The organism is Curtobacterium sp. MCBD17_028, assembly GCF_003234875.1.
In the GTDB taxonomy this organism is placed as follows: Bacteria; Actinomycetota; Actinomycetes; order Actinomycetales; family Microbacteriaceae; genus Curtobacterium.
On the sequence record NZ_QKTQ01000018.1, the window covers coordinates 1 to 22,937 of the forward strand.

The window sequence follows — 22,937 nt, forward strand, 5'->3', positions numbered from 1 at the left end:
CTCGGCATGGTCCCGCCGGTCGAGTTTGAGCACGACCACTACCGGCACAACCCCGCTCCGATTACCGTCGAGGCGGCACTACCGAGCCTCCACTAAATCCGGGGCGGAACAGATCGTCTCGTGGGACACGTGCATCGGTACCTCCCGGAGCGGGGCACTCGCTCGAACGGGTTCTTCCCGTGAGCAGCTTTGAACCATCGGTATCCCTGACGTGGATGCACTCCGACAGCATCGCAAGCAGCCGGCCTGCTCAGGCCTTGTCCGAGTAGCTCCCAAAATCGTGCCTCACGGGCACGCTGTTCCAGCCTCGATCCCATCTGCAACACTCCGAATCACGGTGGTGTTGCAACGACCAGCTGAACCCACGGATCCACTACCGGACAACCCTCTACAGTGCGAATCGTGCTGGTTCCGTATGATCGTCGCTGGCCCGAGCAGTTCGAGGCTGCCGCTGCCGAGTTGAAGCGGCTGGGCAACGCCGACTGGCTAGTCGAACACATCGGGTCGACGTCCATTCCGGGCCTGAGGGCGAAGCCGATCATCGACCTTGCTGTTCGGATCCGTGACCGCGGCGACTTCGACGCTCACCGGGACCGCCTGGAAGCTAGCGGATGGCATATCGGCAGCGGGGTTCGCTCGCACCTCGTGATGCTGTTCGAACGCGAGGGGCAACGCACCCACATCGCCCACTTCTTTCCAGCTGTTGAGTGGGAAGAGAACAACCAGCGCATCTTGCGCGACTGGCTGCTGTCGCATCCTGCCGACGCGGCGTACTACGAGTCCGCGAAGATTGCTGCCGCCGCCGCGGCGCGCGGGCAGAGCGCGTCCTACAACTCTGCAAAAACAGCGGTGATTCAGGGCATAGTCGATCGAGCGCGGGCCGAGCGGGGCCTTCCGTCGGCGGCCGTCTACGACAAGTGACGACGCCGCTGCCCGCAGCCGGATCGGCTACTGAAACAGCTGGCGGAGTCGAAGGTGACCGGATGAGCCGGGGGAGCTGTGCTCGACCCCGGCTCATCCGGTGCGGTCCCGCCAGCGATCATTCCGCTTTCGCCGACTGTCGAGTGAGTCGGCTATTGCATCAGCTCGTGGACGGTGCTCACTGAGCGGTGAGCTGGCTCATGAAGGCGGACATGTCGCCGATGGCATTGTGCTCGACGATCTGGCCGTCGCGGATGACGTCGACGGCGACGGCTTCGAGGCGGGTCGCGTTGCCGTTGGCGGGGATGCCGAACAGGTCGCCGTTGCTGAAGGTGCCTTCGAGGACCCAGTGGGTGTAGACGGTGTCGCCGTCGGCGGCCTGGCCGAGGATCGTCATGGTCTGGTCGGGGACCGCGGTCTTCGCGGCGAGGTCGGAACCCATCCACATGTCCCTGTTCATCGCGCCGCCGTTGGTGTGGTTGGCGAGCTCCTGGGAGATGTAGGTGTCGAACGCGCCCTGCAGGTCGCCGCCGTTGTAGGCGTCGTAGAAGGTGCGGGCGATGGTCTTGTTGTCGTCGGTGGTACTCATGGTCTTGTCCTTCGGCTGGGAGCGGTCACTCACGAGCTTGTGGGTGAGGTCGTGTGATGCCCGGGCTGCGGGCGGTGGTCAGTTGGCGGAGAGCAGCAGCGTGTTCAGGCTCGGGTCTCGGACGAGGAAGCCGGCGTCGGATTCCTCGATGGGTCCGTCGACGGTTCCGAGGACGTGGTCGAGGCGCTCGTGGGTGTCGAGGCGGAGGGTGAAGGCGCGCATGCGGGCGGTCCCTGCGGGTGATTGCGGTGCGCCGACGCCTTGCCAGGTGTTCACTGCGATGCGGTGGTTGAACGCGCCGCCACCACCGAGGTCGCCCATGTGGAAGCGGGGTGCCCACACGGCCTGGTTGAACCCGAACGTGCGGTAGAAGTCGTATGCGGCTTCGAGGTCACCGACGTACAGGTGAACATGGCCGATCTTCGTGCCCTCCGGCACGGGAAGGGTGGTGTCGTCATCGGGCAGTGCGGCGAGGACGGCGCGGACGTCGAGCGGTTCACGACCGTTGGAGCGAGTGCCGTCCTGGCGGATCACGGACGGCCCGTTGTCGTCCATGCGGAACTCGAGGAGACGTTCCGGCGTCTCGAGGGTGATCTCGACGGTGATGCCGTCCGGGTCGAGGAGGTAGATCGCCTTCGACATGATGTGGTCGGTCGGCGAGATCTGCCAGCCGACCCGGATGAGGCGGAGCAGGATCCGTGCGAAGTCCGCTTCTGTCGGCGGGTGCACGGCGAGGTGGTAGAGCCCGCTGTGGCCCTGCAGGAACCCGGTCTGAGCGCCCGGGTGCAGGGTGACGAGCGTCCGCGCCTTCGTACCGAGCTCGACCTCGTCCTGGGACTCGGACCGCAGGACGAGACCGATGACATCGGTCCAGAACGCGGTGGAACGGCCGAGGTCGGTGACCTCGAGGTGCACGGCGCCGAACTCCGCGACCTCACGGTCCGGGGTGCCAGGCGCGGCCGCGTTCGGGGCGGGGCGCGGGTCCGAAGAAGTGTCGAGGGGATTCATTGCTGCTCCTGCAGAGTTCGACGTCGGCGTGGGTCCCGGGCCGCGCTGCTGCTGCCCGAACCCGGAGTTACTTGAAAGATCAAGGAACGAAGACCACTGTACGCCATTTTGTTGAACAGTCAACCATCTGCTGCAGATCATTCGTGATGGCCCGTGGCAGCAGTAGCGGGCCTGGACACAGGACGCCCGCCAGCCGAGCGACGAAGGCGTCGCATCGGCTGGCGAGCGGAAAGAGATGTCAGCGCGCGATCGGGAGGAACGTGCGGTAGAGCGGCACCGCAACCGCCGTCGTCACGAGGTGCATGATGCCGAGCGCCACGCCCGCGGTCATCATCGCGGAGTCACCACTGACGGCGAGGAGCACGTCGGGGATGAGGGAGAGCACGAGCACGACCGGGACGAGAATCGCGAGCACCCGTCCAGCCGATCGCGTGCGGCTGATGAGCGCCCACCCGATCGCACCGACCAGGACGCCGACGACGGTGAAGGTGACGTACGCCGGCGCCGTCAGGCCCTGTACTGCCGTGTCAGCACCGGCCGCCAGGGCGCTCACGGCGATGATCGCGTTGGCGATACTGCCGATCACGGCGGCGAGGACCGTCGCGATGAGAACTCCGCGAACCCTGCTCGGGCGGCGGGTGGTCGTGTCGATCGTGCTCATGGGACTTCCGTTCTGAGAGGGGCGGCCGCATCGGATGAGCGGGCACGGCGGAGCAACGGACTGACGGGTGCCAGTCCGAGCGGTCGGGGGTCTGTGGAGTGGGCGGCCTGTGGAGTCGTAGGTCAGTCGTGAGCCCCCGGCGCAGCGGCGGCGCGCGCCGCCGGCCCGCAGTCGGCGTCCGGTGTCAGGAGGTTCGCGGCGATCGGCCGCAGGATCGCTGCAAGATCACCGACCCGCTCGGGCGGGATGGCGTCGAAGAACGCCCGCCGAGCCTCCTCGACGTGATGCGGTGCCGCTCGCTCGATGAGCGCTCGACCCTCGGCGGTCAGGGTGGCTACGAGAGAGCGCTTGTCCGTCTCGGACGGCACTCGACGCACCCACCCACGCTTCTCGAGCTTCGTCACCGCGTGCGACAGACGGGAGAGTGAGCCGTTGGTGAGGAAGGCGAGGCTGCTCATCGGGGCGCTGTCATCGGGCGACTCGCTCAGCATCGAGAGAACGTTGTACTCGAAGCGGGTCATCCCGAAGTCACGCTTGAGCTGAGCGTCGAGGGCCGAAGGCAGTAGCTCGATGATCGCAAGGAGATCCATCCAGGCTGCCGCCTCGGTCTTGTTGAGCCAGCGCGGTTCGTCCATGCGCACATCGTCGCAGAAAAAACTTGACCGTTCAACAAAACGGTGTGTACTGTCGCTCTCGTTACTTCAACGTTCAAGCACAAGGAAGATCATGCTCATCGCACTCTGGATCATCAATGGCCTCCTGGCGCTCGCGTTCCTCGGAGCCGGCCTGATGAAGCTGGCACGCCCGACCGAGGCCCTCGCCAGCAGCGGGATGGGCTGGGCGGCCGACTTCGCCAGCAGCCACGTCAAGCTCATCGGCCTCGCCGAGGTTCTCGGCGCGATCGGTCTGATCCTGCCGCTGCTGCTCGGTATCGCGCCGATCCTCACCCCGATCGCTGCGATCCTCCTCGCGGTCCTCATGCTCGGCGCCGTGGTCGTGCACCTGCGCCGCAAGGAATCTCCGGCGGCGCCGATCGTCCTGATGATCCTCTCGATCGTCAGCGCGATCCTCGGCTTCATCGCCCTCTGAACTCACCCTCTCCAACCGCACCACCTCTGAAACAGGAGCACACATCATGACCAGCATCAGCATCCTCGGTACCGGCAACATGGGCACCGCGATCGCCTCCGTCTTCTCCGACGGCGGCGCCACCGTCGAGTCCATCAAGCACTCCGACGAGCCCACCTCCTTCGCCGGCGACATCGTCGTCCTCGCCGTTCCGTACGCGGCCCTCCCCGAGATCGCCGACAAGTACAAGGCCGCCCTCGGCGGCAAGACCGTCGTCGACATCACCAACACCGTCGACTTCGCCACCTTCCAGCCCGTCGCCTTCGACGCCGGCAGCGGCGCCGCGGACCTCGCCGCCCGCCTGCCCGAGTCCCGCGTCGTCAAGGCGTTCAACACCAACTTCGCCTCCGCGCTTGCCGCGAAGAGCGTCGGCGGCAAGAAGACCGCCGTCCTCATCGCCGGCGACGACGCCGACGCGAAGGCCGCCCTCCGCGAAGCGATCACCGCCGGTGGCCTCGACGCGTACGACGCCGGCCCCCTCGCCCGCGCCCACGAGCTCGAGGGCATCGGCTACCTCCAGATGGGCCTGGCCGTCTCCGAGCAGATCGGATGGACCGACGGTCTCGGGGTCATCAAGTGACGATCGCCGTCACTGGCGCGACCGGTCAACTCGGCCGCCTGATCGTCGAGCACCTCCTCGCCCGCGGCCTCGCTGCCGATGACGTCGTCGCGGTCGGCCGCAACGCCGACCGCCTCTCGACACTGTTCCTCGACCACGGTGTCCGCACCGCAGTCGCCGACTACACCGACCCGGACGCCCTCCAGGCCGCGTTCCACGGCATCGAGACCCTGGTGCTCGTCTCCGGCAGCGAGGTGGGCCAGCGTGTCCCACAGCACACCAACGCCATCCGCGCCGCGGAACAGGCCGGCGTGCAGCACATCGTCTACACCAGCGCTCCCCACGCCGACACGTCGACGCTGTTCGTCGCACCCGAGCACAAGGCCACCGAGGACCTCCTCGCGGCCTCACCCGTCACCGCGACCGTGCTCCGGAACAACTGGTACAACGAGAACTACGAGCAGGCGTTCGCCCAGATCGCCGCGACCAGCCAGTGGCTCGCCAGCAGCGGCACCGGCCGGATCGCCTCGGCCTCCCGCTCCGACTACGCCGAAGCGGCAGCCGTCGTCGCCGCAACGGACGCGCATCGCGGCGAGACACTCGAGCTCGCCGGCGACACCGCCTGGGACGGCGCCGAGTTCGCCGCCACCGCCAGCCGTGTCCTCGGACGCGACGTCGCGTACGCCGGCGTCTCGTCGGAGGAGCACCAGGAGGCACTCGTCGCTGCAGGTCTCGACGAAGGCACGATCGGGTTCCTCGTCGGCCTCGACGCCGCCGTCGCCGACGGCGCGCTCGACGGACCCTCGACGGTCCTCTCCACGCTGATCGGTCACCCGACCGAGACGCTCGAGGAAGCCTTCCGCCGCTTCCACACGGCCTGATCCACCCGCGGATCCACGACGCTCCGTGGTGCCGGATACTTCCGTCCGTACCACGGAGCGTTGTCGCATCCATGCCGCACGGCCGGCGAAGTCTGCACCTCCAACTTCAAGTAGTTGCACTGTGCCTCGCAAAGTGCAAAGCTGCAGAGTGTGAACACATCTGAGCGGACGCGACTGCTTCGCCGTCGCATGATCGCCACGGCCCGTCGCCGGACGATCGCGGACGGCCTGAACGGGTTCACCATCGAGCAGCTCTGCGAAGAAGTTGGTGTGTCCCGCCGGACGTTCTTCAACCACTTCGCGTCGAAGGAGGACGTCGTGCTCGGGATCGAGCTCGGCGTCGAAGACGACCTGCTTGCCACCTTCGCTGCGGGAGCGGCGGTCGACCCCGACCTCGCCCCCTTCGAAGCGGCGGTCGCCCTGGCGATCGAACATCTCCATGTCGTCGGCCTCGACCGCGGCGAAGAAGCCCTCATGCGGGACGTCCTGGAACGCGAGCCCTCCCTCGTAGCGCGATTCGTCACCGCGACCGACCGGCAGATGAACCTCGTCGGCGACGCCATGCGCTCCCGATTCGGATGGACAGACCCGGCCGACGACCGCGGGCGGCTCGTTGCCGAGATCATCGGCGCACTGCTCAAAGCGACCGCGTGGCGGTTCTTCGCCGATGACGACGGGCCGCCCTTCGAGGACATCCTCCGCGCCAACTTCCGCCTTGTCGCAGCGATGGCGAACTCGGACAGCCCCGCTGTCCCGGCCAGCAGTGCGCCGCTCTCGGCGGCACACTCGATCAACGAACTGGAGCACACCCCATGAGCTCGACCAAGAGCGCGAAACGGGCAGGACGGTCCGACGGGCCACTCCTGCTCACCCAGCGCCGCATCTGGACCATCTTCTCGGCGCTCATCGCGGGCATGCTGCTGTCGAGCCTCGACCAGACCATCGTGTCCACGGCGATGCCCACCATCGTGGGCGAGCTCGGCGGTGTCGCGCACCAGGCGTGGCTGACCACGGGCTACCTGCTGGCCTCCACGATCGTGATGCCGATCTACGGCAAGTTCGGCGACGTCCTGGGTCGGCGGAACCTGTTCCTCATCGCCATCGCGCTGTTCACCATCGCATCGGCCGGCTGCGCGTTCGCCGGTGACTTCACGCAGCTGATCGTGTGGCGTGCGGTGCAGGGCCTCGGCGGTGGCGGTCTGATGATCCTGTCGCAGGCGATCATTGCCGACATCGTGCCCGCGTCGCAGCGCGGCAAGTACCTCGGCCCGCTCGGTGCGATCTTCGGCCTCTCGGCGATCGGCGGCCCGCTGCTCGGTGGGTTCTTCGTCGACCACCTCACCTGGAACTGGGCCTTCTACATCAACATCCCCGTCGGGATCGCCGCGTTCTTCATCGCCTGGTTCGCACTCACCCTGCCGACCAAGAAGGCCGAGAAGAAGATCGACGTCCTCGGCGTGCTCCTCATGTCCGCCGCCACCACCTGCCTGGTGTTCTTCTCCGAGTTCGGCGGCAACAAGGACCACGGCTGGGACGCCCCCGAGACCTGGGCCTGGTTCGCCGGCCTCGTCGTCGCCGCGGCCCTCCTCGTGCTCGTCGAGTCCCGCGTCGAGGACCCGGTGCTCCCGATGTCGTTCTTCCGCAACCGTACCTTCCTGCTCGCGACCGGCATCGGCCTCGTGCTCGGCATCGGCATGTTCGCCGCCATCGGGTTCGTCCCCACGTTCCTGCAGATGGCGTCCGGCACCTCGGCCGCAGTCTCGGGGCTCCTCATGCTCCCGATGATGGTCGGCCTCATCGGCACCTCCGTCGTATCCGGCAACCTCATCACGAAGACCGGCCGCTACCGGATGTTCCCGATCGTCGGCACGATCCTCGTCGCCGCCGCGATGCTGTGCTTGACGCAGCTGGCTGCGGACACCCCGATCTGGCTGATCTGCGTCTACCTGTTCATCTTCGGCGCCGGCCTCGGCCTCATCATGCAGGTCGTGGTCCTCGTCGCACAGAACGCCGTACCCGCCGAGCAGGTCGGCACCGCCACCTCGACGAACAACTACTTCCGCGAGGTCGGCGCCTCCCTCGGCACCGCCGTCTTCGGTGCACTGTTCACCGCACGTTTGACCACCTCGCTGACGGACGTGTTCCGCGGCGCCGGCGGTTCCGCGACGGATGCGGCGTCCTCGGCGGGCAGCATCGACCCCGCGACCGTGGCGAAGCTCCCCGAGGCGGTGCAGAACGGCATCGTGAACGCGTACGCCGACTCCCTCGCGCCGGTGTTCTGGTACCTGCTGCCGTTCATCGCCGCCGCGTTCCTCCTCGCGCTGTTCCTGCCGCAGATCAAGCTCTCCGACACGGCCGGCATGGTGGCCCGCGGCGAAGCGATCGGCGGCGCAGAAGCCGACGAACTCGAGAAGGCGCGACAGGACGCCGCTGCAGCCGGCCAGCCGGCTGCAGCCGCAGCCGCAGCCGCCTCAGGCTCGGACACCGTTCGAGCCGGGACCCGTCGCGACAAGTAGCCGGACAGAAGGAGGGGCCGTCAGCGGCGGCTCCTCCCTCCATCCCCGGCCCGCGATAGGCACCGACGAACACGCTCGACCCGCACGCCTGCACCAGTAGCCACGCCACAGAAAGAGACCATCATGGCCGCCCCTCTCGGCATGCGCGTCCGCACCTGGGCGATGTCAACGCTCGTCACACGAATCATCCGGGCGCCGAAGGTGGAGTTGACCTCCCGAGCGGTTCCGGACAACGAGATCGTGCACATCCCCACCCGTCACGGGTCAGTCCGCTGCTACATCACACGGCCTCCCGCGGACGCCCCGCTCGCCGCCAACGGTGCCACCCCGCCGGTGGTCATCAACACCCACGGTGGTGGGTTCGTGATCGGGAACCCGCTGCAGGACAACCACCTCGCTCGAGGGATCGCGGGCGAAGTCGGCACAGTCGTCGTCAACGTCGACTACAGCACAGCTCCCAAAGCCCGGTTCCCACAGGCGTTGGGGGAGTGCTTCGACGTGCTCAGGTGGGTCGCCCGCTCTGGGGACACCATGGGATGGGACGGCACCCGGATCGCGGTGACTGGCAGCAGCGCCGGGGGGAACCTCGCCCTCGGCACCCTCACGCAGACCACCCGCGAGCACGGCCCCGCTGTTCGCGCTGCCGCCCTCATCGTGCCCGCCGTGGACCTGTCGATCCCGCCCGCCGAAGCGACCTTGCTGATCGAGAAGCCGTTCGTGAACGCCGGGATGCTCGAGATGGTCGACACGGCCTACCCGCTGGAGGACACCGACCGGAAAAATCCCCTGGTCTCGCCCAGCTTCCTCTCCGACGCCGAGCTCCGGGCACTGCCACCGACCCTGGTCGTCACCGCGGAGCACGACACGCTGCGCCCCTCCATCGAGGAGTTCACCGCGCGAGCGGTAGCCGTCGGCGCGCCGGTCGAGACCCGACGGTTCGACGACGTCGACCACGACTTCTACTACGCAAGCTCCACGCCGAAAGCGACCCTCGACACGCTCATGGCCGCGTTCACCGCGCACCTACTCGAACACCTCCGCTGAACCGCGTTGCACGCCGTGCAGCGTCGGTGGATCCGTCACCGGGAGATCATGCCCCACGCTGCACTTTGGAGGAGCATCGAAGCGGCCAGCACCATGAAGCCGGCAAACCGCAACACGGCGCTCGTGGCGGCGACCGCTGCCCACACCGGCAGCAACGGGACCCGTGCAATCGTCCCAGCACGAGAGGTGTGGTTCCGCTGGTCAGATTCGTCGTCGAGCTCCGCCGGCGTCGAGATGAACATCGCCGTCCGGGCGGGGCGAGCGGGAAGAAGCGTGGTCGTGAGGTGTCCTTCCATCGGTGCGGCTATGGGGACCAGCATCACCGCAGCGACACCCGTCGGCGTCGTTCCCCAGAACCGAGGAACCTGATGCAGATGGAGTACAAGACCGGCACCGGCCTACCCCAGACTCAGGGGATGACCGTTCCGACGCCCGGCGGGCCCGCGACGCCGCGCCCGCTGTGGCTGCGCACGCAACCCGTGCTCGAGCGCCTCCCGCTCTGGGTGAGCGTGACCGCGATGATCGTGGAACTGGTCGTCATCGTCACCAACGGCGACGGTCTGCTCGCCGGCATCGGCGCACTCGTGACCCTCGCCGGCGCGCTCGTCGCCGCCCGTCTACCGCAGGTCGGACTCACGTTGACGATGGCGGGCGTCGTCGTGGTGATCGTCGGAGGGCGGGAGCCGATCGGCGAGTGCACCGTCGTGGTGTTCGTCCTGTTCGCACTCACCTTGCGCGGCTTGCCGCCAACGCGCAGCATCGGGATCACAGCGCTGGCGATGGCCGTCATCTTCGGACTCGCCAGCTTCCTCTCCGCGGGCCGCGCGGTCGGTCTCGACGCCGTCGCGGTCATCGTCGCCGTCGTCGCCGGTGGTGCCGTGGGCGCGGCACTTCGGCTGCAGCGACAGTACTGGGAGTCCCTCGAGCAGCGCACCCGCGACGCGATCGCGACACGGGAGGCCGAAGCCGAACGGCGAGTGGCCGAAGAGCGGGTCCGCATCGCCCGCGACCTGCACGACATCGTCGGCCACCAGGTCGCCGTCGTGAGCATGCACATCGGCGCGGTCGAAGTCACCGCCGGCCGCGACGACGCCGCGACCCAGCGATCGCTGGTCGCGGCGCGCACCGCCGTGCAGTCGATCCTCAGCGACACGCAACGCACGCTGGCGATGCTCCGCAGCGACGACGCCGACCACGACGACGCGCGCCGACCGACACCCGGCCTGTCGACGATCGACGAGCTCGCCGCCTCGTTCCAGGACGCTGGCCTATCGATCGACGCGCAAATCACCGACCAAGCTCGCCGGGTGCACGAGGCCGTCGGGGTGACGGTGTTCCGCGTGGCGCAAGAAGCGTTGACGAACGCCCACCGGTACGGCACCGGTGAGGCCGCGCTGACGGTGCTGACGGACGAGGCTGATGTGGTGATCAGCGTCACGAACCCGGTCGCGTCCACGCCGCCGACCGCACACGGCAGCGGATATGGACTCATCGGTATGCGCGAACGCGTTGAGTCCGCCGGCGGAACCCTTCAGCTTGGCACCGACGAGGATGTCTTCACCGTCACAGCACGAATCCCATGGAACGAAGGAGCCAGCTCGTGACACACGTGCTGTTGGTCGATGACCAAGAGATGATCCGGCTCGGACTGCGCACCATCATCGACGCGCACCCGGACTTCACCGTCGTCGGTGAAGCAGCGGACGGGTTCGCCGCCCTCACCTTCCTCAACGATCACGACGTCGATCTCATCCTCATGGACGTCCGCATGCCCGGGATCGACGGCGTCGAAACGACGCGACGGATCCGGGAGCGGATCCCGTCCGAGCAGACCCGCATCGTCGTGCTGACCACCTTCGAGCACGACGACACCGTCCTCGCCGCGCTCCGGGCCGGCGCGAACGGGTTCCTCGGCAAGGGCGTCGGACCAGCCGAGCTCATCGTCAGTCTGCAGGAAGTCATCGCCGGGGGAGGTGCCCTGTCCGCAGCAGCCTCTGCCGCGCTCATCGGGCACGTCACCGACAGCCCGGGCCGCGTCATCGACGCCGACCTCGCCGACCGGTTCCTCGCTTTGACCGCCCGCGAGCGCGACGTGGTCCTCAGCATCGCGGCGGGGCACGACAACGACACCATCGCCTCAGAGCTGTTCGTCTCACCGTTCACGGTGAAGACCCACGCGAGCCGTGCGATGGCGAAGGTCGGCGCCCGTGACCGGGCCCAACTGGTCGCGTACGCCTACCAGGCCGGCCTTCTCGCCTGACCCGGCCGCGCGCATCACGCGGACGCAATGACCGTTCGGGAAGCCCTTCGGGAACATGGACGGTCGTTAGGCTCCTGGGAACGGGAGGAGCCGCCATGACTGATGCCCAGCAGAGGACCCGAGCGTCACGTGTGGCTGCAACCCGGGACGCGATCCTCACGGCGGCCGAGCAGCTCTTCGGTGAGTACGGCATCGCACACGTGTCAGGACGGCAGATCGGAGAGGCCGCCGGGCAGGGGAACACCGCGGCGGTCGGGTACCACTTCGGAGGCAAAGCAGATCTCATCCGCGCGATCCTCGCCCGGCACCAGCACGCCATCAACGCGCTCCGACTTGCCGAACTGCAGCGAGTCGAGGGGCGGAACGACATCCGCGACTGGATCGCCTGTTTCGTGCGTCCGACGACCACCCATCTCGAGTCCCTGGGATCACCGACCTGGTACGGCCGGTTCAGCGCGCAGGTCGCGACGGATCCCGCCTGGGCTGACATCGCGATGGACGAAGCTCGAGAAGCACCGGGGCTCATGCGCATCGCGCAGGGTATCCAGCGCTGCCTCCCGGACCTCCCAGCGCCGGTGCGTGTTGAGCGGATGACGATGGGCCGAATCCTCCTGACGCAGGTGATCGCGGAACACGAACGCGCGCTGGAGCGAGGCGGTGCCCGCATCTGGGCGAACTGGTCCGCCGTGGCGGACTCTCTGATCGACGTCGTGTCGTCCTTGTGGCTGGCCGAGGCGGTGACGTCTCCGCGCGCTGCCGGGCAGTCGCCATCCTGAGCGCGGTCCACCCTTCGGGGGACCCCCTTCGCAGTAGGTGGAAATCTCCCGGGAGTGTAAATCAAGCGATTGAGTTAAAAAGGGTACGGCGATTGACTCGCTGGGGCGGCAACAGCTGTTGCCGCCCCGCCCATCTCAAGGAGCACGATGACGGACATCGCCACGGACAGCAGCATGCGCGAAGCGGACCTGGAGGCGTTGCGCGCCCGGTACCGGGTCGAACGCGACCGACGCATCCGTCCTGACGGGCTCCGGCAGTACCAGGGCATGCGCGGCGCGTACGGGTACTGGGCGACGGACCCGTACACGCGCCGTTCGGATCGTCCGGCGAAGACCGACCGCGTCGAGGTGCTCATCGTGGGCGGCGGGTTCGGCGGACTCCTGACCGGGGCGCGGCTGCGCCAGGCGGGCTTCACGGACATCCGCATGACCGAGGAGGGCGGCGACTTCGGCGGTACCTGGTACTGGAACCGGTACCCGGGCATCCACTGCGACATTGAAGCCTCCGTGTACATGCCGCTGCTCGAGGAAGTCGGAACCGTCCCCACTCGCCGGTACGCGCCCGGCGAGGAGATCCGCCGGCACGCGATGGCGATGGCGAAGCACTTTGACCTGTACGACGACGTGCTCTTCCACACCCGGGTCACCGACCTCCGCTGGGACGACGACACCGCGGACTGGGCAGTCCGGACCGACCGCGGCGACACGATGCGCGCACGGTACGTCATCGTCTCCTCCGGGTCGCTATCTCAGCCCAAGCTCCCCGCGATCCCCGGGATGGAGAACTTCAGGGGACACACGTTCCACACGAGTCGGTGGGACTACGGCTACACCGGTGGTGACCAGGCCGGGGGGATGACCGGCCTTGCCGACAAGCGCGTCGCGGTGGTCGGGACCGGTGCGACGGGCATCCAGGTGATCCCCCTCGTCGCCGAGGACGCTGCGCACCTCACCGTTTTCCAGCGGACCCCGTCGAGTGTGGACGTCCGCGACAATCGCGATCTGCCCGCGGACTGGACCACGGGCCTCCCGACCGGATGGCAGCAGGAACGCATGGAGAACTTCCTCGCGGTCGTCTCCGGCGAAGAGACCGAGGTGGACCTGATTCAGGACGGCTGGACCTCCACCGCGGCGCTGCAACGCACGATGCTGACCGGGCAGACGGAGGACACGCTCGACCCGGAGGAACGCGACCGGCTGATCGAGATCGCGGACGCCCGCAAGATGGACCAGATCCGTGCACGCGTCGATGCCGTCGTCACGGATCCGGCGACCGCAGAGATCCTCAAGCCCTGGTACCGGTACATGTGCAAGCGGCCGACGTTCAGTGACAAGTACCTGCAGGCCTTCAACCGGCCGAACGTGAGCCTGGTCGACACCGCCGACACCGGAGGAATCACCGCCATGACCGAGACCGGTGTGGTGGTCGGCGACAAGGAGTACGAGGTCGACGCCGTCGTTTTCGCCACCGGGTTCGAGACCGGCGTCTCGGGCGTCATCTCCGGAACACTGCCGGTGCACGGCCGGGACGGAACGCAACTGCTCGAAGCGTGGGCACGAGGCCCCCGGACACTGCACGGATTCGTGTCGCACGGCTTCCCGAACCTCTTCCACCTCGGAGCGCTGCAGAACGCGAACTCTGTGAACTTCGTGCACATCCTGCAGGAGCAGGCCACGCACATCGCCGCGATCCTGGAGCACGCTCGCGACGAGGGCGCACGGCAGGTCGAGCCCACCGTCGAAGCCGAAGACCGGTGGTTGGCGACGATCCACGAGGTGGAGGTGGACAACGCGGCGTTCCTGGCGGAGTGCACGCCCGGTTACTACAACGGCGAGGGCACCCGGAAGCGTGGGGGCGGCGGGTACAGCCCCGGGCCCGTCCGGTTCCACCGCCTGCTCCGGGAATGGCGGCAGACCTCGATCGACGAAGTCCTCGTGCCCGAGCTCGCCGTCACCAACTCCTGACCCGATCACTCCACCCAGATGGCCGCCGCTCAATGAGCGTCGGCCCGCCGATGTCGCGCCTACTGGTTGTGCAAGGAAAGGGCGGGATCTACTGCAAATGGAGTAGCCCGAACGGTGCGAAAGGAGGCCGTGTCGAAGCGCTCGGATCGGGATCGTTGACGTTGTTCGCACATCGCAACCACGACGACGAAGGAAACCGCATGTCCACGTTCCTGTCCCACCTCGGGCGCTTCAGCGCCCGGTTCCGATGGCTGGTGATCGGAGCGTGGCTCCTGATCATGGCCGTGCTGATCGGCATCTTCATCGTCGGTAGCGGCATCGACAAGGGTGCCGCGACCACGAGCATCCCCGACACCAAGGCCTCCCAGGCGTTGGAGCGGATGAACAAGGAATTCCCTTCCAAGACTGCCTCGGACACCGCGTCCCTGCAGCTGGTGTTCCAACCGAAGTCCGGCAACGTCACGGACGCGACGACTGCGAAGCAGCTCGAGTCGTTCCTCGCGAAGGCTCGGACGGTCGACGGCGTCAAGTCCGTCAGCGACCCACTGAACGCAGAACAGCCCTACATCTCCAAGGACCGCACGGTGGCCGTCGCCACGATGACCTACGGGGACCTGACGAAGAAGCAGGAGACGAAGTACTACGACGCAGCCCTCGAGCTGCAGGAGAACGCCCCTCCGGGGCTCGGTGTCGAGCTCGGCGGGAACCTCGTGCCCCTCGGCGCCCCGGCCACCAGCCCGAGTGAAGGCGCCGGCGTCATCATCGCGTTCGTCATCCTCGCGATCACGTTCGGATCGCTGCTCGCTGCGGGCATCAATCTCCTCGTCGCTGTCTTCGGCGTCGGTGTCGGCCTCATCGGTGTCCTCGCCTACGGCGCACTCACCCCGATCGGTGACAACGCGATCATCCTCGCAACCATGCTGGGCCTGGCAGTGGGTATCGACTACAGCCTGTTCATCCTGTCCCGCTTCAAGACCGAGCTCCGTTCCGGTCGGAGGGTCGACGACGCGATCGCTCGCGCAACCGGTACGGCCGGCACCGCCGTGGTGTTCGCCGGCATGACCGTCGTCGTCGCGCTCGTCGCGCTCATGGTCGCGAACCTCAGCTACATCACCGAGATGGGTGTCGCCGCAGCGTTCGCGGTCGCCGTCGCCGTCCTGCTCTCGCTCACCCTGCTGCCGGCACTGATGCGGTTCATGGGCGTCAAGGCGCTGTCGAAAAAGCACCGTGCGGCGCTGCAGCGCGGGGAACTCTTCACCGACGACGGCCCGCAGAAGCGCGGCGTCCTCCGCTCGTGGGGCAGCTTCGTCGTGAAGCGCCCGATCGTGTCTCTCCTGGGCGGCGTCCTCGTCCTGGTCGTCGTCGCGCTCCCCATGCTCAGCATGAAGACCGCCTCCAACGTCCCTGGCGGGTCCGACCCGGAGTCCACCGAACGCACCGCCTACAACCTCATCGTCGACAAGTTCGGCGGCATCCAGAGCCCCCTGATCGTCCTGGCTGAGGGTGACAACATCACCTCGAAGACCGCCGCGATCGAGAACGAACTCACCGGTCTCGACGGCGTGCAGCGGGTCGTTCCCGCTCAGGTCAGTTCCGACGGGGACTACGCACGTATCACCGTCATTCCGACCGAGGGACCGATCGACGACTCCACCAAGGACCTGGTGCACCAGATCCGCGACGACGCTGACACCATCAGCGGAACGCACCTCGAAGTCACCGGTGAAACCGCGATCGGCATCGACTCCGACGACCAGCTCGCACGTGCGCTGGTGAAGTACGTCATCGTCATCGTCGTCATCTCGATCATCCTGCTCATCGTCCTGTTCCGGTCGCTGCTCATTCCCGTGATCGCGACCCTCGGATACCTGCTCTCCGTCGGCGCGTCGTTCGGGGCGAGCGTCGCAGTGTTCCAGTGGGGGTGGCTGGACTTCCTGCCAGCACCGCAGGGCGACCCGATGCTGAGCATCCTGCCGCTACTGCTCGTCGGAGTGCTCTTCGGACTCGCGATGGACTACCAGGTGTTCCTCGTCTCCCGCATCCAGGAGATGTACCGCAAGGGCCGTGACCCCAAGCAGGCCATCCGCGAGGGCTTCTCCCGATCCGGTCCCGTCCTCGTCGCTGCGGCGAGCATCATGATCGTCGTCTTCGGCGGGTTCGCCACCGGGGAGTTCGCGATCGGCGCCTCGATAGCGTTCGGGCTCCTCGTCGGCGTCGCCGCGGACGCGTTCATCGTCCGCATGGTCCTGATGCCAGCCGCGCTGTCCCTCCTCGGCCGCTCCGCCTGGTGGATCCCCAAGTGGCTGGACAAGGTCCTCCCCGACGTCGACGTCGAAGGCCACGCCCTCGACAAGCACGACGCCGCGACACCCGCCGCGCAGGACCAGCCACGAGTCCTCGTCGGCTGACACTCCGAAGGGCCCCGGTGAGCACACCGGGGCCCTTCGTCCTTCCTACACACACCGAAAGCGACCAGCTGATGCAGCATCACGTCCGCCCCGAAGACATCCATCTCCCCCCGACTCAGCCCATCGACATCACCGCCTACCTTGCAGCGGAAGCAGATCGTGCGTTCGCCGAGAAAGGCTCCGCACCAGAGCTGAACGTTCAGGATCCCGAACCGCCTTGCTGAGCGCGATATCAGCAGACCCGCTGCTCGAGCGGTGCGCGGTCAACGACCGTGGGTGAAGTAGCCAGACGAGAAACCCCGTCGCAGGGCAACGCGGGAAGACGTTCGGTAGTTGGTCGGCTATCGGGACGCAGGCCGGCCGTACTTGGCGACGATTTCTCGCCTCGCCTGGTCTCGAGAGAGCGCTCCTTGCAGCACCCGGCGGACTCGCTCGATGGCGTCTGCATCGACCTGTAGGCCCCGTGCTCGCAGCGCCAACTCGATGAAGGCCACTTCACCTTCGACGTCGATACGGCTCTCGTTGCTCGCCATGGACCAACTGTGCCCCCGACTCCGATACACGATGCTCAGCCGTGGCGCGCAGTACGAGCCGCAGTAGCCTGATCCAAGACCTTCATACAAGACTCTCGAAGGCGGAGCTCTCCTCACAGCGTGGGGGGATTGGCCTTCTGAACCGGCGGCTCCCAGAGATTGCTCAGGCTAAGTGAGTGCGTACCCGTCGGGAGGCACCGGCAACGTTGCCGCGACGAGATCTTCGACGAGGGTTCCATCGAGCGGGCGGCGGGTGACGAGGCACCATAGGACCATCGCCAGGAAGACCTGCGTGACCGTGTCGATCCTGAGGTCCGGGGGGAGCGCACCAGCCTCCACCGCCAGTCGCAGTCGTTCCGCGAGCCGCGTGCGGGCGGCAGTCGTGATCCGTTCGTCGTAGTTCGCGGAGAGGTCAGCATCTTCGGCAACAGCCGCGATGATGGCCTGGAGTACGGCGGCTGCATCGGGGTCGTCGTAAACACGCGCGACGGCCAGCATCCACGCAGTGACGTCGGCGTGGACGTCATCGGAGACGGCAACGGGACCTACCGGGAGGATGCCGCCCGCGGTGACCATCTCCGAAACCAGCGCCGCTTTCGTCGGCCACCATCGATACAGGGTTTGTTTGCCGACGCCAGCTACCGCGGCGATTCGCTCGAACGACAGCGTGTCCCATCCACGGCTGGCCAGCTCCGAGCGTGTCGCGTCGAGGATCGCCAAGCGTGTCTCTTCATTGCGGAGTCGTCCTGTGCTCTTGGCCATACAGCCATCCTCGCGGCATCACGACTCCGGCCGGCGCGGCCAGCCGTGGTGCGGACTACTGAACGGAGACGCCGCCGTCGCTGGAGAGGACGGCACCGTTGATGTTCACACCGTCCTTGCTGAGCAAGAACGTGATCGAGGCAGCGAGCTCGGCGGGCGCCGCGATGCTCGGTAGCAGTGCGAAGAACGGCGCCAACCGCTCCTGGCCCTTCTCCGAGAGCTTCGAGGAGGAGCCGATGTTCGTGGCGACCGCGCCCGGAGCGACAGCGTTGACACGCAGTCCTCGCTGCGCATACATGAACGCTGCGGAGCGGGTCAGGCCCAGGACCGCGTGCTTGGACGCGGTGTAGGCCGCTCCTGAACCGCTACCGAGGAGCGCGGCGCCGCTGATGATGTTGACGACGGAGCCCCTGCCGGCTTCGAGCATGACGGGCAGCACGGCTCGGGTGAGCTTGAAAGTGCCGGTGACGTTGACGCCCATCACGCGCTCCCAGACGGCGTCGCTCGTCTCGTCGATGGGGGAGAAGTCGTCGGCGATGCCGGCGACGTTGGCGAGAGCGTCGATCTGGCCACCGGCGGCTGCGACGATCGCGTCGACGTCTGCCTGCGAGGTGATGTCGCCACCCACCGGCACGATGTCGGCGTCGGGCAGTTCCGCAAGCAGATCTGAGAGGCGGTCGGCGGTGATGTCGACGGCCACGACCCGCCCGCCTTCGCGTGCAACGCGTGACGCCGTGGCACGACCGATGCCGGACGCGGCCCCGGTGACGATGACGGTCTGGCCTGAGAAACGACCCGGAGTGATCTGCTCAGTCCAGGTGGAAGCCTGCGTGGACTGCGGAACCACGTTCGTGTGGCTGTCGGGTGCGGTGGAATCGGACATGGAGGTCTCCTGTCGACAGTGACGAGGGTGAGCTAGGTGGTGATCACCAGGCTTGTCGAGACAAATCGTCTCGACTTCAAGAAATCGTACGCCTGGCGTCGACGCCCTTCCGACACGTTCCACCCTGGGGCTCAACGCGCTCCGGACACCTGTACGAGCATCCGGCCACCCTCCGGTGTGTCCAGTAGCCGATGGGCTTCAGAGATCCATCGCCGAGGGCTACCGTGCCCTCGTGGGGAAGCGGAACTACCTCGTCGAAGGCGTCTCCGGAACAGGGAAGACGTCGGTGTGCCACGAACTGCGTCGCCGTGGTTTCCCAGCGATCGACGGCGATCGAGAACTCGCCTACCAGGGGGACCCGAAGACAGGGGCGCCTGTCGATGGTGTGACCGGGACAGCCGTTCACCACCACCACATCTGGCAGGTAGACAGGGTCCGCTCGATCGCGGCGGACCAGTCAGATCCGGTCACCTTCTTCTGCGGAGGATCGCGCAACGTCGAATCGTTCATCGACGTCTTCGACGACGTCTTCGTCCTGATGATCGATCGGGCAACGCTCGAGCGACGCCTGGAGGCGCGGGGCGATGACGAATGGGCCGGGACGGGCCGGCTGGAAGAGCGGGCCCTCGTTCACGCACTCCATGCGACCGGCACCGTGCCGCGCGATGGCGTGCACGTCGATGCCAGTCAGCCGCTCGATGTCGTCGTGGACGAGGTGCTCCGCCGGTGTGGCCTGTCCGAGTGGTGAGCGCGTCCTGCGTGATCACGACGCGTCATCCGCTTCCGCGCACCGCCGTGAGAGCGCTTGCCAGCGTGGCCAGGTCTCTCTAGTCGCCTTCGATGAAGCCGGCGGCCGCGAGGGCGCGCTCGTAGATCTCTCGGATGACTGCGGCCTTGCGGGCGTTGTAGTCCGACATGCGTTGCGCTGGCTGCTGTGCGGCCTGACGCTTGACGGTCGCGTAGCGTTCGCGATCCGCGGTGTCGTGTCGGAGCCAGTTCCGGAACACCACGTGCTTGACCAGCTCCGGACTGTCCGGCCCGAAGACGTGCAGGTTCACGGGGATCCCGGGAACCGGCGCTGCCGCCCGGTTGCTTGCAGGGGCTCCCTGGAGGAGGCGATGCTCGTGCCACCAGGGCTCGCGCACCGTGAGGACGAAGCCCGCTGCTTCCAACCGCGGCAGCCAGACACGTTCGTCGGAGGGATCTGCGACCGTCAGGTCCAGGTCGAGTACCGGTTTCGCCGCGAGCCCAGGAACAGACGTGGACCCGACGTGCTCGACACGGAGCGCGCGAACGTCGAGAGCATCGATGATCAGGTTGCTCACCGTCGATGCGAGCTGCGGCCATTCAGGGTCCGGGTCGACGACACTGATGACGGTGGCCTTCGGCGGGACCACCCACGGGCTGGCTCCCGCCGGCACGGGCGGCTCGTCGAAGTCGAGAATCTCAGCGGTCGTCGGCACGCCCATAGTCAACCCGATTGGTCGGCGCATCGGTCGATGACCGGGTCGCCAAGGGACGATCCATGCCGTGTGGAGGCCGATGGCCGAGATCGACGGCGGCACAAGCGGTTCGAGCAGGCCCGACGTGACGAAGATAAGTCCTCACCACCAGCGTCTCGGAGCGGACCCCATGACCTCACTGCTCGGCCTGTCCACCTACGCGTACTTCTGGCGCATGTCGGATCGGGTGCCGTCGCCGATGTCCCTCGACGACGCACTCCGCGACGCCGCCACTCACGACGGTGTCGACCTGTTCCAGATCTGCGACCACGCACCGCTCGACACGGCGTCGGACGAGCGGCTCGCCGGGATCCGCTCACTCGCGGACGAGCTCGGGCTGACGCTCGAGGTCGGCACGCGCGGGACCGACCCGGAGCACCTCGCCCGGTACCTGCACGTCGCTCAGCGGCTCGACGCGGCGCTCGTCCGGTCGATGTGGAGTGCCGGCGACGACGAGCCGGACGCCGTCGAGACCGACCGGCGCTTGCGGGCCGCGCTGCCGGCGTACGAGGAGGCCGGGGTCACCCTCGCCCTCGAGACCTACGAACGTGTCAGCTCGGTCGAGCTCGTCGCGGTCGTGTCCGCGATCGGGTCGCCGAACCTGCGGATCTGCCTCGATCCCGCGAACACCGTCGCGAACCTCGAGCACCCGGCCGACGTCGTCGCCCGGTGCGCTCGGTACACGGCGAACTGGCACGTGAAGGACTTCGACTTCACCCGATCGCCGGGCTGGGTCGGGTTCCAGTACACCGGCGTCCCGTTCGGCACCGGTCGGCTCGACTACGACGGCATCCGGGCGGCGATCGAGCCCGACGCCCGTGGCATCAACCGTGTCATCGAGTTCTGGCTCCCCTGGCAGGCCGACTCGGCGGATGACTCCACCGGGGACGCCGCGTCGAGGAGCATCGCCGCCGAGACGGACTGGGTCGGCTCGACGGTCGCCGCCCTCACCGCAGCCCGCGCGTGACCGACCTGAGCATGACCGGAACGTCCCGGACGTCCGCCGGCTGGTCCACGCGATCCGCACGAGCGGCTTCGCGACCGCCAGCGCGCTGAACAGGGGCGTTGCGGAGTGCACCACGGTCAGCGCGACGCCCTCGGGAGGAACGCAGCCAGCACCAACGGCACCGCACTGAGCCCGAGCACCCACCAGAACGTCGCCCCGAAGGCACTGGCCACGGCGGCCGGCGACCCCGCGGAAGCCAGGAAGTGCTCGAGGACCACCGCGACCACGGTGACGCCGAAGGGCGCCCCGACGCGCTGCACGATGCTGAAGGCGGCACTGCCGCGTGGGGTCTCGTCGTGGCTCAGGCTCGCGAACGCCAGGGTCATCACCGGGAGGGACGCGGCGCCCATCCCGACTCCCTGGACGAACTGCGCGACGAGCAGCAGGACGGAGTGACCATCGACGCCGGCGAGGGCGAAGGGGACGATCCCGAGCATGAGGAGCACCACGCCACCGCCGACGACCAGGCGGCCGTCGAGCTTCGCAGTGAGTCGGCGGCTGAGCACGATGAAGAGCATCGTGCCGAGGCCCTGCGGGATGAGCAGCAGGCCGGTGTGCAGGACGGAAGCGCCGCGGACCTGTTGGTAGAACAGCGGCAGGAGGAACATCAGGGCGTACATCGAGAAGCCGCCGACGAACGTGATGACGCTCGACAGGCCGAAGCTCCGACGTGCGAAGACGCGGACGTCGACGAGCGCATGGGTCCGGTTACGGAGCGCGGAGGCGACGAAGCCGACCAGGAGCGCGCCTCCCGTTGCGAGCGGGAGCCAGACGTCGGTCGCGGCGAACCCGTGGTCCCCGGTGAGCCGGCTGACGCCGTACGCGATGAGCGCGACCGCGGGGGTGAGGAGCACGAATCCGAGCACGTCGAACCGGCTCCCGCGCTGCGCGGGTGCGGACGGCAGGAACAGCGGGCCGAGCACGAGAGCGGCCAGGCAGATCGGGATGTTGACGAAGAACAGCCAGTGCCAGCTGACGGATTGCACGATGGACCCGCCGATGATCGGCCCGAGGATCGGCGCGAGCTGCCCGATGAGCCCGATGGTGGCGATGGCGCGGCCGATGCGCTCGCGGCCGGCCGCGCGGGTCAGGATCGTGATCGTCACCGGGAGCACCAGGCCGCCCCCGACGCCTTGCAGCACCCGGAACACGACGAGTGACGGGAGGGACCACGCGAGTCCGCAGAGCAGGGAACCGACCATGAAGGTCGCGACCGCGACGATCCACGCGGTGCGGGCGCTGAGGCGTTCGGACACCCAGCCGGACACCGGGATCACCGACACGAAGGCCAGGAGGTACGCGGTCGCGACCCACTGCGTGCGGGCGACCGACTCGTGGAACGTGTGGTGCAGGTGGTCGAGCGCGATGTTGACGATGGTGGTGTCGAGCAGCGTCGTCAGGGCGCCCAGGACCAGCACGAGGCTGATCAGGGTGAGCCGCCGGTCCGTGACCGGGCCGGGAACGGCCGGAGCCGTGAGGGAAGTGGTCATGTGGCGTAAACTACACGGTACAGTGTAGGAAGTACACCCGTCGGT

24 protein-coding genes and 1 pseudogene are annotated in these 22,937 nt (G+C 67.6%); 15 read left to right on the plus strand and 10 right to left on the minus strand.

Going from position 1 to position 22,937, the window contains the following annotated elements; genetic code table 11:
* Window positions 1–92 precede the first annotated feature (92 nt).
* Window positions 93–317, minus strand: a complete 225-nt coding sequence (locus DEI86_RS17040; RefSeq protein WP_375342178.1) for a helix-turn-helix domain-containing protein — start codon at window positions 315–317, stop codon at window positions 93–95.
* 85 nt (window positions 318–402) lie between these two features.
* On the opposite strand from DEI86_RS17040, the gene DEI86_RS14405 reads away from it, so the two are divergent.
* A complete protein-coding gene (locus tag DEI86_RS14405; protein ID WP_181439797.1) occupies window positions 403–921 on the plus strand; it encodes a GrpB family protein in 519 nt (172 codons plus the stop codon).
* A gap of 178 nt (window positions 922–1,099) precedes the next feature.
* Here DEI86_RS14405 and DEI86_RS14410 read toward each other — a convergent pair whose 3' ends face one another.
* From DEI86_RS14410 to DEI86_RS14425, 4 genes are all read right to left on the minus strand, one after another.
* Window positions 1,100–1,510 (minus strand): ester cyclase, encoded by a 411-nt coding sequence (locus DEI86_RS14410; protein WP_111048202.1) that lies wholly within the window; start codon window positions 1,508–1,510, stop codon window positions 1,100–1,102.
* A 78-nt stretch (window positions 1,511–1,588) separates the two neighbouring features.
* Complete coding sequence (locus tag DEI86_RS14415; protein WP_181435011.1) at window positions 1,589–2,518, minus strand: VOC family protein; 930 nt, start codon at window positions 2,516–2,518, stop codon at window positions 1,589–1,591.
* A gap of 238 nt (window positions 2,519–2,756) precedes the next feature.
* The gene (locus DEI86_RS14420; protein ID WP_220037227.1) at window positions 2,757–3,179 is read right to left on the minus strand and encodes a DUF6069 family protein; all 423 of its coding nucleotides are present in this window, start codon (window positions 3,177–3,179) and stop codon (window positions 2,757–2,759) included.
* Window positions 3,180–3,301: 122 nt separating this feature from the next.
* Window positions 3,302–3,814: a MarR family winged helix-turn-helix transcriptional regulator gene (locus DEI86_RS14425; protein WP_111014260.1), complete on the minus strand. Its 513-nt coding sequence runs from the start codon at window positions 3,812–3,814 to the stop codon at window positions 3,302–3,304.
* A 91-nt stretch (window positions 3,815–3,905) separates the two neighbouring features.
* On the opposite strand from DEI86_RS14425, the gene DEI86_RS14430 reads away from it, so the two are divergent.
* The 12 genes and pseudogenes from DEI86_RS14430 to DEI86_RS14485 all read left to right on the plus strand — a co-directional run bounded on the left by DEI86_RS14430 (window position 3,906) and on the right by DEI86_RS14485 (window position 16,716).
* Window positions 3,906–4,268, plus strand: a complete 363-nt coding sequence (locus DEI86_RS14430; RefSeq protein WP_111014261.1) for a DoxX family protein — start codon at window positions 3,906–3,908, stop codon at window positions 4,266–4,268.
* A 46-nt stretch (window positions 4,269–4,314) separates the two neighbouring features.
* On the plus strand, window positions 4,315–4,887 hold the full coding sequence (locus tag DEI86_RS14435) for an NADPH-dependent F420 reductase (RefSeq protein WP_111014262.1): 573 nt from the start codon (window positions 4,315–4,317) through the stop codon (window positions 4,885–4,887).
* Complete coding sequence (locus DEI86_RS14440; RefSeq protein WP_111014263.1) at window positions 4,884–5,747, plus strand: SDR family oxidoreductase; 864 nt, start codon at window positions 4,884–4,886, stop codon at window positions 5,745–5,747. Before DEI86_RS14435 ends, DEI86_RS14440 begins: the two co-directional genes overlap by 4 nt.
* A gap of 189 nt (window positions 5,748–5,936) precedes the next feature.
* Window positions 5,937–6,011, plus strand: a pseudogene (locus DEI86_RS17045) (hypothetical protein); the annotation flags it as partial.
* 54 nt (window positions 6,012–6,065) lie between these two features.
* A complete protein-coding gene (locus DEI86_RS14445; RefSeq protein WP_258376570.1) occupies window positions 6,066–6,563 on the plus strand; it encodes a hypothetical protein in 498 nt (165 codons plus the stop codon).
* A complete protein-coding gene (locus tag DEI86_RS14450; protein WP_111049986.1) occupies window positions 6,560–8,263 on the plus strand; it encodes an MDR family MFS transporter in 1,704 nt (567 codons plus the stop codon). Before DEI86_RS14445 ends, DEI86_RS14450 begins: the two co-directional genes overlap by 4 nt.
* A gap of 123 nt (window positions 8,264–8,386) precedes the next feature.
* A complete protein-coding gene (locus DEI86_RS14455) occupies window positions 8,387–9,307 on the plus strand; it encodes an alpha/beta hydrolase (protein WP_111049987.1) in 921 nt (306 codons plus the stop codon).
* Window positions 9,308–9,372: 65 nt separating this feature from the next.
* On the plus strand, window positions 9,373–10,911 hold the full coding sequence (locus tag DEI86_RS14465) for a sensor histidine kinase (RefSeq protein WP_146244955.1): 1,539 nt from the start codon (window positions 9,373–9,375) through the stop codon (window positions 10,909–10,911).
* Window positions 10,908–11,567 carry a response regulator transcription factor gene (locus DEI86_RS14470; protein WP_111035784.1) on the plus strand — a complete coding sequence of 220 codons (660 nt, stop codon included), beginning with the start codon at window positions 10,908–10,910 and terminating at the stop codon, window positions 11,565–11,567. The genes DEI86_RS14465 and DEI86_RS14470 overlap by 4 nt, the downstream gene beginning before the upstream one ends.
* A gap of 131 nt (window positions 11,568–11,698) precedes the next feature.
* A complete protein-coding gene (locus DEI86_RS14475) occupies window positions 11,699–12,343 on the plus strand; it encodes a TetR/AcrR family transcriptional regulator (RefSeq protein ID WP_284183579.1) in 645 nt (214 codons plus the stop codon).
* Window positions 12,344–12,490: 147 nt separating this feature from the next.
* On the plus strand, window positions 12,491–14,308 hold the full coding sequence (locus tag DEI86_RS14480) for an NAD(P)/FAD-dependent oxidoreductase (RefSeq protein WP_111049988.1): 1,818 nt from the start codon (window positions 12,491–12,493) through the stop codon (window positions 14,306–14,308).
* A gap of 200 nt (window positions 14,309–14,508) precedes the next feature.
* On the plus strand, window positions 14,509–16,716 hold the full coding sequence (locus tag DEI86_RS14485; protein ID WP_111049989.1) for an MMPL family transporter: 2,208 nt from the start codon (window positions 14,509–14,511) through the stop codon (window positions 16,714–16,716).
* Window positions 16,717–17,057: 341 nt separating this feature from the next.
* Here DEI86_RS14485 and DEI86_RS16350 read toward each other — a convergent pair whose 3' ends face one another.
* The 3 genes from DEI86_RS16350 to DEI86_RS14495 all read right to left on the minus strand — a co-directional run bounded on the left by DEI86_RS16350 (window position 17,058) and on the right by DEI86_RS14495 (window position 18,894).
* Window positions 17,058–17,249, minus strand: a complete 192-nt coding sequence (locus DEI86_RS16350; protein WP_146244080.1) for a hypothetical protein — start codon at window positions 17,247–17,249, stop codon at window positions 17,058–17,060.
* Window positions 17,250–17,417: 168 nt separating this feature from the next.
* Entirely contained in the window at window positions 17,418–18,011 is a 594-nt protein-coding gene (locus tag DEI86_RS14490) for a TetR/AcrR family transcriptional regulator (RefSeq protein WP_111010748.1), read from the minus strand.
* Window positions 18,012–18,066: 55 nt separating this feature from the next.
* Window positions 18,067–18,894, minus strand: a complete 828-nt coding sequence (locus DEI86_RS14495) for an SDR family NAD(P)-dependent oxidoreductase (protein WP_111027260.1) — start codon at window positions 18,892–18,894, stop codon at window positions 18,067–18,069.
* 232 nt (window positions 18,895–19,126) lie between these two features.
* Between DEI86_RS14495 and DEI86_RS14500 the strand changes: the two genes are divergently transcribed.
* Window positions 19,127–19,642: an AAA family ATPase gene (locus DEI86_RS14500; RefSeq protein ID WP_111027259.1), complete on the plus strand. Its 516-nt coding sequence runs from the start codon at window positions 19,127–19,129 to the stop codon at window positions 19,640–19,642.
* A gap of 79 nt (window positions 19,643–19,721) precedes the next feature.
* Here the strand turns inward: DEI86_RS14500 and DEI86_RS14505 are convergent, their stop codons facing one another.
* Window positions 19,722–20,363, minus strand: a complete 642-nt coding sequence (locus DEI86_RS14505; protein ID WP_111027258.1) for a GrpB family protein — start codon at window positions 20,361–20,363, stop codon at window positions 19,722–19,724.
* Between the two features lie 163 nt (window positions 20,364–20,526).
* Here DEI86_RS14505 and DEI86_RS14510 point away from each other — a divergent pair, with 163 nt between their 5' ends.
* Window positions 20,527–21,363, plus strand: coding sequence for a sugar phosphate isomerase/epimerase (locus tag DEI86_RS14510; RefSeq protein ID WP_111049990.1), 837 nt, complete (start codon window positions 20,527–20,529; stop codon window positions 21,361–21,363).
* A gap of 116 nt (window positions 21,364–21,479) precedes the next feature.
* Here the strand turns inward: DEI86_RS14510 and DEI86_RS14515 are convergent, their stop codons facing one another.
* Window positions 21,480–22,892 (minus strand): MDR family MFS transporter, encoded by a 1,413-nt coding sequence (locus DEI86_RS14515; protein WP_111049991.1) that lies wholly within the window; start codon window positions 22,890–22,892, stop codon window positions 21,480–21,482.
* Window positions 22,893–22,937: the final 45 nt, after the last annotated feature.